9 protein-coding genes are annotated in these 13,382 nt (G+C 41.0%); 2 read left to right on the top strand and 7 right to left on the bottom strand.

What is annotated here, in order from left to right:
• The first annotated feature begins 72 nt into the window (after nucleotides 1-72).
• Together OCV65_RS08110 and OCV65_RS08105 are read left to right on the top strand one after the other, a co-directional pair.
• Nucleotides 73-1,218, top strand: a complete 1,146-nt coding sequence (locus OCV65_RS08110) for a CDP-glycerol glycerophosphotransferase family protein (RefSeq protein ID WP_262581636.1) — start codon at nucleotides 73-75, stop codon at nucleotides 1,216-1,218.
• Between the two features lie 89 nt (nucleotides 1,219-1,307).
• A complete protein-coding gene (locus tag OCV65_RS08105; RefSeq protein ID WP_262581635.1) occupies nucleotides 1,308-2,492 on the top strand; it encodes a nucleotide sugar dehydrogenase in 1,185 nt (394 codons plus the stop codon).
• A 54-nt stretch (nucleotides 2,493-2,546) separates the two neighbouring features.
• On the opposite strand, the gene OCV65_RS08100 is transcribed toward OCV65_RS08105, so the two are convergent.
• The 7 genes from OCV65_RS08100 to OCV65_RS08070 form a co-directional block, all read right to left on the bottom strand.
• Entirely contained in the window at nucleotides 2,547-3,266 is a 720-nt protein-coding gene (locus tag OCV65_RS08100; RefSeq protein ID WP_262581634.1) for an IspD/TarI family cytidylyltransferase, read from the bottom strand.
• A gap of 22 nt (nucleotides 3,267-3,288) precedes the next feature.
• Complete coding sequence (locus tag OCV65_RS08095; protein ID WP_262581633.1) at nucleotides 3,289-4,329, bottom strand: glycosyltransferase; 1,041 nt, start codon at nucleotides 4,327-4,329, stop codon at nucleotides 3,289-3,291.
• Nucleotide 4,330: 1 nt separating this feature from the next.
• Nucleotides 4,331-5,389, bottom strand: a complete 1,059-nt coding sequence (locus OCV65_RS08090) for a glycosyltransferase (protein ID WP_262581632.1) — start codon at nucleotides 5,387-5,389, stop codon at nucleotides 4,331-4,333.
• Between the two features lie 11 nt (nucleotides 5,390-5,400).
• A complete protein-coding gene (locus OCV65_RS08085) occupies nucleotides 5,401-6,444 on the bottom strand; it encodes an NAD-dependent epimerase/dehydratase family protein (protein WP_262581631.1) in 1,044 nt (347 codons plus the stop codon).
• Nucleotides 6,445-6,449: 5 nt separating this feature from the next.
• Nucleotides 6,450-7,328: a glycosyltransferase family 2 protein gene (locus OCV65_RS08080; RefSeq protein WP_262581630.1), complete on the bottom strand. Its 879-nt coding sequence runs from the start codon at nucleotides 7,326-7,328 to the stop codon at nucleotides 6,450-6,452.
• Between the two features lie 4 nt (nucleotides 7,329-7,332).
• On the bottom strand, nucleotides 7,333-8,793 hold the full coding sequence (locus OCV65_RS08075) for a flippase (RefSeq protein ID WP_262581629.1): 1,461 nt from the start codon (nucleotides 8,791-8,793) through the stop codon (nucleotides 7,333-7,335).
• Nucleotides 8,794-8,949: 156 nt separating this feature from the next.
• Entirely contained in the window at nucleotides 8,950-13,215 is a 4,266-nt protein-coding gene (locus OCV65_RS08070) for a family 78 glycoside hydrolase catalytic domain (RefSeq protein ID WP_262581628.1), read from the bottom strand.
• Between the last annotated feature and the right edge of the window lie 167 nt (nucleotides 13,216-13,382).

Here is a 13,382-nt window from a genome sequence, read left to right as displayed (position 1 = left end):
AAATATGTTAAAATATTGGCGTTCTTATACGCGGATGATCATTAATACCGCAGAACACGAGGAGGAATTATTATGTTAGATCAGCTTCAAACCTTTATAGCCCCCAAACTTCGGTCCGTTTTAAAAGTTCTTTCTATCGGACCATTTCATAAAAAAAGAATCGTTTTCTTCAGCTATTTTGGCGCACAGTATTCATGCAATCCCAAATACATCTCAGAATACATGCAGGCGCATTACCCGGAGTACGATATTGTCTGGGCTTTTAATAACCCGGAACAATTCCGATATCTTCACAAAAAAAATATTAAATTAGTAAAATACCTGTCACTTCCGTTTCTCAGGACATGCCTCACTTCCAAATACATCATAACCAATTCAGAGATACCATCCTGGTTTCCTGTTATGAAACGCCAGGTCTATATCAACACCTGGCACGGCGGCGGAGCTTATAAAAAGGTTGGCGCTTCTTATAACAAAGAAACTGCCGGTAAGCAGACCCGTGCTGCACTTGCCCGCAGGATCCCATGCACCTATATATCCAGTTCAAAGGCATTTTCTGATCTGACGATCCGCCAGAGTTTTCAGCACACCGGAAAGATCCTTTCCTGCGGAATGCCGAGAAATGATATATTAGTAAATCAGGATCATCCGGAACTGATCCAGAAGATCAGGACTTTCTATCATCTTCCGGAAGATTCCCATATCCTTTTGTATGCACCTACTTACCGCGCATCAAAGGCAGCATCTGACTATGCTTTTGACTTCCGGCAGGTAAAAACCGCTCTGGAAGACCGTTTTGGCGGTTCCTGGTTCTTTCTTCTCAGAATGCACTATTTTGTATTAAATCAGCTAGGAAAAAGTTCTGAATATATCGATGCCTCACAATATCCTGATATGCAGGAACTGCTGTACGCCTCCGATATTCTGGTGACCGACTATTCCTCTTCTATGTGGGATTTCGCACTGACAAATAAGCCATGTTTCTTATACGCGTCCGACCTTGACCATTATGACCTGAAACGCGGCTTCTATTCTGACATCCACAGCTGGCCGTTCCCGCTGGCAGAATCCGGCAGTGAACTGATTCAGAATATCCATTCCTTCAACGAAGAAACATACCTGAAGGATGTCAGGAAGCATTTCACGGATCTCGGAAGTTACGAAACCGGACATGCCTGTGAGAAAACCGCACGCTATATTGTCTCCGGAAAGCTCTAAGCATTTGCCCTTATATCAAAAAAATGCTATAATCTATAGCATTAAAATAATACTGATACCACATATTATTGTGGAGAATGGAGTTAAAAATGAAAATAATCGTAGCCGGAATGGGTTATGTCGGAATATCTAATGCTGTTCTATTAGCACAGCATAACGAAGTAGTTGCATATGATATTAATGAAGCTCGCATAGAATCACTGAATCATCACATCTCGCCGATACGTGATCCTGAGATTGAAGACTTTTTACAACATAAAGAATTAAATCTCAGATGCGGTACTTCCTTAAATGATGAAATATCCGATGCAGACTATATTATTATATCGACACCTACGAATTATGATCCGGACAAAAACTATTTTGACACCTCTTCCGTAGAAGATGTCATCGCGAAAGCTGACATTTCCGCATCCGAAGCTGTAATTGTCATCAAATCAACCGTGCCTGTAGGATATACCGAACAGATAACCAAGCGTTATCCAAACTGCCGTTTCCTGTTCTCTCCTGAATTCTTACGGGAAGGACGTGCGCTGTACGATAATCTGTACCCTTCAAGAATCGTAGTCGGATCACCAAAAGGTAACAGCATTCTGCAGCAAAAAGCTAAAGTTTTTGCCGGCCTTCTGGCAGGCGGTGCCATCAAATCCGATATTCCTGTTCTTTTAACCAACTGTACAGAAGCCGAAGCGATCAAACTATTCGCTAACACTTATCTGGCACTGCGTGTATCATATTTTAACGAACTGGATACTTACGCTGAATTGAAAGGCCTGGATACCAAGCAGATCATTGACGGTGTGTGTCTGGATCCCCGCATAGGAACCCATTACAATAATCCTTCCTTTGGATATGGCGGCTATTGTCTTCCTAAAGACACCAAGCAGCTGCTGGCCAACTATCAGGATATTCCAAACGAGATCATGCACGCGATCGTCGATGCCAACCGGACCCGAAAGGATTTTATTGCAGAGCAGGTATTAAGAAAGAATCCTAAAACTGTCGGCATTTACCGTCTGGCCATGAAATCCAATTCCGATAACTTCAGACAGTCTTCCATTCAAGGCGTTATGAAACGGTTAAAAGGCGAAGGTATAGAAATCATTATATACGAACCAACATTGTCTGACTCCGAATTTCACAATTCAAAAGTCATCAATAATCTGGACGAATTTAAAAGAAATGCGGATGTCATTCTTGCTAACCGTTACAACAGCGAACTGAATGATGTACATGAGAAAGTATATACCCGTGATATATTTGCCCGTGATTAATATGTTTGATATTACAATGCCCTCTGTCGTTCATGACAGAGGGCATTATTGTGTCTAAAGACCTAATATCTGTGAATTTTCCTGAGCTTCTACAATTGCTCTGAAAGTATAATAATCTACCGGAGTTGTAATCTTAATATTCTCCGGTCTTCCCATAACAGGATATAATGCATATCCTTCTTTCTGCATCATAGTTGCAGAATCTATAAACGTATTGATACCTGCCTCCCGCGCACGATCATGAGCTGCAAGAAGCTCTTTATAGCGATAGGTCTGAGGCGCTCTTGCAAACCGGCAGTCATGTCTGTTAACACTCGACGCAAGTTCTCCTTCCTCATTTACAAGCATAACCGTCTCTGTAGCCGCAACCACAGTTACTGCATTCCCTTTTTCCTTTGCAACCGCAATATTTTCCGAGATTAATTCTGCATCAATCACCGGTCTTACGCCATCGTGGATCAACACATAAGAATCTTCATCAATCTTCCCGCGCATCGCATTTAATCCATTAAATATTGACTCCTGTCCGGTTGTGCCTCCCGGCACGATCCATTTCACCTTATCCAGCTGATATTTCTGAACAAGCCCCTTAAGATAATCGATCCATCCTTCTATACATACAACGGATATTCCCTCAATCTCCGGATGATTCTGAAAATGTTCCAGTGTATAAATAATAATTTCCTTGTTATGCAAAGTCAGAAACTGCTTTGGTTTTGTCTTCGTGTTCATTCTCGTTCCAGTTCCGCCTGCAAATATTACCGCATAATTCATAAAAGCACCTCCTTGGCCACAATTAACTGTAAATTTTATTTGCCAGAAAAATCAAATCAACCACTCTGTATCTGATCAGCATCCAATATATTCTCCTCGTGATCGGAAGTTTTGACTTATCAGCATTCTTGAAAAACTTCTTATATTCTCTTTTAGAAATAACAGCCTTTAACTCTTTCCGCTTCGCAGAATATGATTTTGGATTATTTTTGTGCAGATAATCACAGTTCATTGACTGCACTAAAAGCTGAATCTTTTTATTGTAATATGCTTTATAGAACCGTTCATCTTTGTGGTACTCGGTAATATATCCATATATATGACGCGCAATACGATCCAGTATCTCAATCACATTATCCGTATACTTATTAACTGTAGAATCTTCGTTTGTTCGATAGTGATATAGATACTGCTCTACGTAAAGTATCTTCTCTGCTCTTTCAAACGCATATAGATTAAATACTGTATCCTGTCCTCTGCGGAGTTCCGGTTCATATCTTAAATTCTCCTGCTTCAGCCACTCAAGCCGATATGCTTTAGCCCAGGTTGTACCAAACGTTGCAAACGGCGGTACGAATTCCGCCGCTTCTTTATAAATTGCCTGTAATTCCACTTGTTCTTTTTCTTTTCCTTCAAAAATATGACGTTTTCCCGGCCAAAATGGATTTTTAACCTCCTTCTCACTGCGGTTCAGAAAAGCAGCTGAAGAAATAATCTGAACATCTTCATTTGCTTCAAATGTATCATAAAAGAACTGGCAGTATTCTGGTTCAACCCAGTCATCCACATCAACGAACGTAATATACTTTCCACCGGCATGAGCGATACCATTATTTCTTGCAACCGCCGCACCGCTGTTCTGCTGTTCAAGTACCATGATCCTGTCATCTTTCTTCTGGTACTCTCTGCAGTAATCTACATATTCTGCTTTTGCCCCGTCACAGACAATTATAATCTCTATTTCCTGCATCGTCTGATGAAGCAGGCTTAATATACAGTTATCAAAATATTCTTTTTTTACCCGGTATACCGGGATCACAACACTAACTTTCGGTCCGAGCATACTATATCCTCACTAACTTCTTCACTAATTTGGTCAGTCTGTAATACGCAAACACGCCTCTGTGAAGTCCATGCTTCAACATCCAGAACTTCACCTTATTCACAGACAATGACATTTCCCTGAGATCCATCTGCGGAATAGCACTCTTCCATGGTTCAGTTCTCATCAATGCTTTAAATTCCTGAAATTTATTACCAGGAAGCGTATTATTCGGATTCAGGAAATATTTCCCAATCAAAAAATATGCAATCATTCCCACGCGTACATTGTACGTATTCCGATATTTAGCATCTGTTTTGATTCTTGGTTCTAATGCATAATATTTCTTTAAAATTCTCGTTGAAGTATCTGCATTTCCCGCAAAAAATGTATGCGTTGTTGATTCCATATACTGACGATAGTGGTACAACGGCTCATTGATATATGCAAATGACTGTATATGCATATGATATTCATAATTAAACAGCTTGTCCTCGCCCTGCTTTAAGCTTGTATCATACTGAATCATATGCTGTTTGATGATTCCGCTTTTAAATATATGGCAGGTCGGACTTTCCAGCGTTGGAATCCGAATCTCATTCTTATTTAAAGAAATCGTTCTCAAGAAATTCAGATTAATCTTTTCAAGCAGTTCCGGATCTTTCACCGTGATAGATTTGGAATAGTTGTGCCGGACTTTCTGTTCATCCGGAAGATTATAAAACAGATTCCAGACCACCATATCTACCTGTTCATTTTCCGCTTTTCTCAAAGCTTTTTCTAACATATCCGGCTCAATCCAGTCATCTGCATCTACAAATGCAATCCACGTTCCAGCAGCCTCTTCTATCCCATGATTTCTTGCTGCTGAAACCCCCTGATTTTTCTGATGGATCACCACGATTCTACTATCTGCTTTCTGATATTCATCACAAATCTCTCCACACTGATCCGGAGAGCCGTCATCTACCAGAATAATTTCCAGATTCGAATATGTCTGCTTCTGCACGCTTTCAATGCATGCTCTTAAATATTCTTCTTTGATTTTATATATCGGTATAATAACACTGATCTTATCCACCGTAATCTCCTTTACTCAGTCATATCATGCATCATCCGCAGATATGCTTCTTTCATATCAACTTCAGCCTCCCAGCCGAGTTCCCGCATTTTGTCTGCACTGAGATGCATCTTAACTGGCGGTGCGTATCCATATACCTTTGCAGATTCCGGTATGTCATATACTACTTTTATCTCTCCGCCCGCAATCTGCTCTGTTACCATTTCAGCCATTTCACGGATCTGCATATGTGACTTTTCATTCACGATATTATATGCCTCTCCTGCTCTTCCTGCATATCCAAGAATCAATAACGCTTTCACTACATCCCTTGTATAGCAGTAATTGCCCTCAGACGTTCCATCTGTATGCAACACAATATCTTCTTTCTGAATCGCACTTCTGGCAAACTGTGCATATACTCTGTTGTCATTTTCCAATATACCCGCTCCAAAAGTCTGCGCAAGTCTTGCAGATCTTACCGGGACATTATATTCTGACGCATATGCCGTACACAGACATTCACAGATACGCTTGCCTTCAGAATAACTGCTCCTGACATTTGTCAGATCGATATATCCGAGATCCCCTTCATGAACATACTGCAGCTCCGGATCAGGCTTTCCGTACACTTCCATAGAAGATACATAAACCATGCCTTTCACCTTTTTGCGGGCCGCAAGATCCAGCATATTCTTCGTACCTGTATAGGATGTCTCTATTGTCATTACCGGATGTTCCACCATCATTTTAGACGCGGTGACGCTGACTGTGTGAAAAATATAATCAACTTCAAACGGAATATCAGTCTTTTCATTCACGTCTCCTGTCACAAATGTAATCTCTCCTGTGCCATACAATGTTCCATACAGCTTTCTTGCCTTTTCCTCATTTCTGATCAGACCGATAACTTTGATATTACTGCCGTGTCTCCGGTTGCGATATACAAGCGTTCTGACCAGCAGCGATCCAACCATTCCCGTAGCTCCCGTTACCAGGGCAGACTGGTTCTCATATTTTTTCCATTCTATATCACTATCTGCCAGCTTCAGCAGATCTTCCTCTAACATAGACATTTGCTTTATTTTCCTCCCCCTGATCCTTCATAAGATTCATATACTTTTTTCAATACATTTAGTGATTTCAAATGATGAGAAATTTCAAAAATCACCCGTTCTCTGTCAGTCTTAACAATTGTATCTGTCGATGCATCTTCCCTGTGAAATACATGAATATCCGGCAGATACACGCAATTCAATGAATTCTCACACATATGCTTATACAGAATCGCTTCCTCCCTGTACAGAAACGTCCGGTCATCCAGCCCATCAAACTTTTCTGTATACTTACGCGAAAAGACCATAAAACATCCATGTAACTGCACATGTTCCATACGCTCTATAAATACTTTATATGACTTTTTCTTTTTTACAGGCCTTATTCTCCTGTAAAAATCTCTTAATGTATCCAAATGATAATGATATAATTTCTGTTTGTTAGAATATATCCGGATTTCTTTTTCGACTTCTGCTTTTGTCATAGGCTGCAGACGGATCGGATTGATATTACATCTTCCATCTACCGTATAAATCATCGGTCCCAGAACCGCAAATTGACTTCGCTGATACTCCTGCTCAATCTTACTCACGGTATCATCATCCAACAAATAGACATCATTGTTCATCAGCACAATATAATCAGGATCCCATGTATTTTTTGCATATCGGAATCCCACATTGTTTCCTCTGGCAAATCCCAGATTCTGCTCATTCAACAGCACAGTAATATGCTCATCAGCTTCATACTTTTTCTTAAGATATTCTCCCGAGCCATCCTTTGACGCATTATCAACAATGACAATCTTATATTCCTCGACATCTGTCTTCTCCTGAATAGATGCGACACTTTTTATCGTTTCTTCTTTTGCATGGTAATGCAATATCACAAAAACAATTTTCATTCTATTATTTCCCCACAAAATTATTAATCTTTTTCTTAATCTGATTGATGACTTCCAACAGATAAGCATCTCTGGCGATGAGCAAGATTATACCGTATCCGGCTATACATATTCCTACCGTTCCAAATAAAGTTACAACCACTCCGGACACCATTTTATCAAGCAGATATCTTACACCGAAGAACCAAATACTTGCCAGCAGATAATAAAAGCCGCGTGTATACATAGATTTCATAGCAAATATTTTTCTGGTAAAATACGTCAGCACAATAAATACGATCACTTCTGATAACAATGTAGCGATTGACGCACCTGTCACCCCAAGATATGTAATTAATACCATATTCCCAAACAGATTAAACACAGCTCCACTGACTGTCGCAATCAGCACTTCCTTATCCTTTTTGTGCGGAATACATATCTGATAAGCCAGAATACGATTCACTGCACCGACAATAACTTTTGCTGATAAAATCTTTGCCGCCATACTGCCGGATAAAAATTCCCTGCCGCTGAACAGCAGTATAAGAATATCACTTGTACACATCATTCCAATCACTGCCGGGACTGCTATCATCATCAGCATATCTACCGATACTTTCATCAGCTTTTTATATTCTTCTTTCAAGCCATTACCTATGTAATAAGAAACTCTCGGAAGTATTGTTGCAGATATTGTTCCGATCATCGTACTGACAACCGTATTAATCTTCACTGCCGCTGTATAAACACCAGTAGCCTGATCCCCCCGCATCGCTCCCAGCATTGTAGTATCCATTGTCATATAAATACTTGATGCAACACTGGTTCCAAATATAAGCAGTATTGGTTTTAAATGCTTTTTATATTCTAATCTTCCTGACTGTCTCCAATTCACCAGCTTACGCGAATAAATCAAATTTAAAATAGCAGAGCCGCCCGCTGAGATCACAGTAAGCGCCGCATACCAGTAATAATCTTCTTTACTTCTCACCAGCAGAAACAGACAGACCAAAGAAATACATTGAAACAGAATCGCTCTTTTCGTTATATATGCATATTCTTCTTTAATAGTAAACAGCCACTCCATACCAATTGTTGTAAATACAATCGTAGCACTGCTTATTACCAGAAGTTTCTTATAATTTCCCAATATTGGAAGCGACAAAAAAATCAACAGTGCCAGATATGAAATGACAGTTGTGCACAGATTGATATTGAGCATTTCCTTCGCAAATTTACTGAATTTTTCTTTATCATCCCGTATTCTTGCTCCCTCACGTACCGCATACGTTGATATTCCCAAGGCTGCAAACATTGAAAAATACGAAATAATCGAACTTGCATAATTTACTTTTCCAATTCCTGCTGCTCCCAGCACTCTTGATGCATACGGAAATGTGATCAACGGGAATATTATTCCCATCAAAGTCTTAATACTGTTTGCTATTAGATTAATGGATATTGATTTCTGTTTTGTCTTCATTTATATAAACTATTCCTATCTTTTTTACGCTATTTGTCATTATAACATTGTTTGCAGATACAGGCAAGTACGAGACCGGCTCCTGTCTTTTCCGGCATTTTCATACGCAAAAAGAGGATCCAACACTACTTTTAATGTCCCATCCTCTCTTTGTTATTATTTCTTTATAAACGCATCTTTTGTACTTCCCGGTGCTTTACCGCCTTTCTTCACCAACACAATTTCTATCGCTTCCAGACGTTTGCTCAATCCTTCCGTACCTGCCGATTCACCATTTGACGTCCATCCAAGCCACCCGTAACTTTGTGCGTGTACACGGTAATATACATCATACTGTTCTGCCATATCCCCGGTCAGACGGATCTGAATTGCTTCCAGACGTTTTGCCTGACCACTGGTTCCACTCATAGCACCATTTTTCTTCCAGCTCTTTTCCCAGCCATAACTCTGTATATGAGTACGATATTCGATGTTCCCGCTTATATCTGTATTTATTTTCTTAATCTGAATTGCTTCCAGACGTTTCGCTTTCCCGCTGGTTCCGCTCATCTCTCCATCATATCTGTAACTCTGCCATCCAATGCTCTGCACATGCGTGCGGTAACCTATTGCCGCTTTTCGGAATACGTCCTTCACATCACCTGGTGCCGCGCTTCCCTTTTTCACCAGTTTAATCTGAATTGCTTCCAGACGTTTACCGTACCCCTCGCTTCCAGACGCTTCTCCATTCTTTGCCCAGTCAAGCCATCCGAAACTCTGCACATGAACACGATAATATACATCATACTGTTCTTCCATTTCTCCGGTAAGCTTAATTTTAATAGCTTCCAGACGCTTGGCCTGCCCGCTGGTTCCCGACATCTGACCATCAGATTTCCATCCCTGCCAGCCATAACTCTGCACGTGCGTACAGTAACTGATTCCTCCTGACACGCCGGTATTGCCCAGTGATATCTTAATTGCTTCCAATCGTTTGGCACTGCCTACCGTTCCTGATACCTCACCATCACTACAAGACGCCTGCCATCCATAGCTCTGTACATGAGTAGAATATGAAAGTACTTTCTCTTTTGTTTTATAAGCAAATGCCGTACTGCCCGGTGCCTCTTCTCCTTTTTTCACCAGCTTTATCTGGATCATGTACATTTCTTTTGAATATCCGGATGTACCTGCCGGTTCTCCATTTGAAGCCCAGTCGAGCCATCCCGAACTCTGTACATACGCCCTGTAATAGACATCATATTGTTCCGCCAGCCCGCCGGTAAGCCTGATCTTATAAGCCTCTACTCTCTTGCCGCTTCCCGGTTCTCCGCTTTCGCTGTCTTCTCCCGTCCAATCAAGCCATCCTGTTCCCTGAACATAAACCGCATACTCAATGCTTCCCGATTCTTTCTGATTACGCAGGCTGACTTTGACCGACTCGATCTTACTTGATAATTTTCCTGATTCTATGCCGTTTGTCACCTTTTCTGACCATTCTGACTTTGCATATGTGCTATAGACTGCATCTGTCTTCGTCCATTCCGAACCATCAATTACTGCACTGGTACTTGAAGAAAAACTATGTGTTCCCGGCTGAACCGTACACTTGATATATCCATCTTCATATATACTCTCAGTCGCCTCACCATCTACATATATGCCGCTCTCAGAATTATCTGACGGCACTGCCAGCTCGCATACAGAATTAGATGGAACTGTGACCGTACCACTTATTCCGCCGGCTCCATCTAAAGAATATGATGCTTCTATTGTACCTTTCAGTGTAGGGACTTTGACATTTCCGTCTTTCACGCCTCCCGGCTGGACTTTTACCTGAAATGTATCAAAACCTGCCGATGTCGGCTGAATACCAAACATTCCACGTACCAGCATACTTCCCGGCGCACTGCCCCATGCATGGCACAGACTCATATTTGATTTCAATTTACTGTTCCATGCCTCCGTCGTCGCAGTAGCTCCCAGTCCATACATTAAATATCCCCAGCTGCGGACTCCCAGCAGGCTTTCCGAATTACTCATAATCTTTCGTGCAAGATCACCGTGATTACTTCTGTAAAGTCCCTGCAGTAGAAAATACACACTATAGATACTCATTCGTATTTCATCATCATTCTCAATAGACTCTGCCATCGCATCTGCCATATTCTGATCTGTATAAATACCAAATGCAAGTGCATAGGATGTCGCATGCTGTGCAGAGTGTTCTACTACATTCCCCTGATTATCTAAGCCGTCATAGAACTTTCCGCTCTCTGCATTATATAATTTCCGTATCATATTACTTCGAATTGTATCTGCCAGTCCCTGGTAATACTCCGCATCCCCAGTATAGCCCAGCACCTCTGCAATACGTGCCATATCATCATAGCCGCCTGCACATACCGCATTAAACACAGTATTATAATACGCATCCGTAATTTTATATCCATCCCTCTCTGTTTCAGGCCAGTCCACCATAATTTTCTGTCCCGAAACACTTCCATCTACTACTTCTGCCATCAATCCCATTGATGGATCATAATACTGTTCCAGTGTTTTCTGTTTCAGCATCTGATAATTGCTTTCCAGTTCTCTTTTATCCCCGGTATACATGTAATTTTCATATACCATCATAATATTATATAACGAATATTCTGCCGGCCAAGTTGTGTGCGTCAACAAATATTTTGCTGAATATCCTGCAAGCGTCGATGACGCCGAATACGAATAGCTTGTCATAGCCGTGATCAGCGCATCTCCTTCATACGGCTTACGTTCTCTGCTTTGTGTATCCACATAAACGTCCTGATTAGAAATCTTACTCGTATACTTGGAGAATTCATATACATCATTCAAAGTACTGTTAGATGATGTGTATGACGAAGCGTCCTCGTCAAATGCCTGTCTTAATTGAAGTCCTTTTACATTGTCTGTAGTAAGCGGTGTACTGCATCCTTTGATCAGTACATACCGAAAGGTCTTCATTCCAATCCCTGTAATACTCTGAGCACCTGACTTCAATGTCCATTTTTCCTGATATTGATTACCTGTGTTCATCTTATACTTTACGCTGCCGTCCGCCTGAAGTTCTTCACCATATTCTAATACAACAGACTCTCTGCTGGCAGTAAGGTTCAGTTTCAGTGATCCAACAATTTCTTTTCCCATATCAACCAGATATGATCCATTTCCAACAGCAGTTACCGAAACCGGCTGAACCTCATAGTGTTTCATATTATCCGTCTGAGAAGGCTGCAGTGTTAATGCAGACAAAACATTCTTCTTAGAAACTGCTGTCCAGCTCTTATTGCTATATCCTGTACTCTTCCAGCCATCCGGATAACGCGTCATATCTATATTATCCTTTTTGGCCGTATAATATGACGTACCGATGGAAGCTGTGTCTGAACCAATATATACTGAATCCGCATTAAATGCTTTCCATGCTACACTGTCCCTTCCGGAATTATTCACAATCTGCTGTGATCCGTCAGCATAATAATAAGTAAGCTGGCATAATACTCCTGCATTTTCTTCAGAATAGTTAACCAATCCTATAACATTGTTTCCCTCCTGCAGGATATCTGTAATATCGTATGTACTATAGTACAAAATAGAATCATTCTGTCTTGCCGGTCCTACACCAATTTCTTCTCCATTCACATACAGATTATAAATGTACTGCCGCGTTTTACTTGATGGAGATGCAGTCACAGCAATAACCGCCTTTTCAACATTCTGAGGCCTGTTAACTTCGCTTCTCAGCATGACTGTTTTTTGGCCATTCGAACCCCAGACCGCATTTTTATTCGCCCACGCATTACCCACGGATGTCGTGAATGCCTGTGCTTCTGACAAAGAACTTTCTGTACCTTCTGCATTTTTAATCTGCACCTGCCAGTAATACAGCTCATTATCTGCCAGAACCTGCGAAAGATCATACTGTACTGCTGTATTCTGGCTGCTCTCTACCCAGTCAGTATCATACATATATGTTCCTTCTGCCACGTCGTTTTCTCTTTTAGATATTACAATACGATACGCACTCTGTATCTCCATATCATTCACGGATGCATCCACCCAACTGAAGGACATCTTTTCTTTCGTAACACCAAATGGTTCTTCCAGCAGATTAATCTTCATGCCATACGGGGCATCTTCCCCGCCCTGCTCCGGCATAGTTTCGTCAGCTTCGTCATCTGGCTGCTCTTCACTATCACTTATATCTTCAGACTCATCGGACGATTCATCAGATTTATCATCTTCCGGCTTGTCCTGTGAATCTTCATCTCCCGTACCGCTTTGATTTCCAGCTTCCTGACTGCCTTCTGTCTGCTGGCTGTTATCTATTTCTGATGCATATGCCAGACCACTGTTAAAACACGTTGTGCTTATAATTGCTGCGATCAGCATTGCTGATTTTATCTTTTTTAAATGCATTCTATAAACTCCCATTGACTTTTTGTTATGAATATCAAATAAGATGATTATAACACAAAAAACACTCTTCCGTATATATGAACTGCTTCCCGTCAAGTAGACAATCAAAAAAATAAAAACTATTTCTGCCACCAGATACGAGAAACTGGTGGCAGTTTTTATGCCGC

The organism is Dorea ammoniilytica, assembly GCF_025567415.1.
Lineage (GTDB): Bacteria > Bacillota > Clostridia > Lachnospirales > Lachnospiraceae > Claveliimonas > Claveliimonas ammoniilytica.
This window is presented reverse-complemented; position numbering and strand designations above follow the sequence as displayed.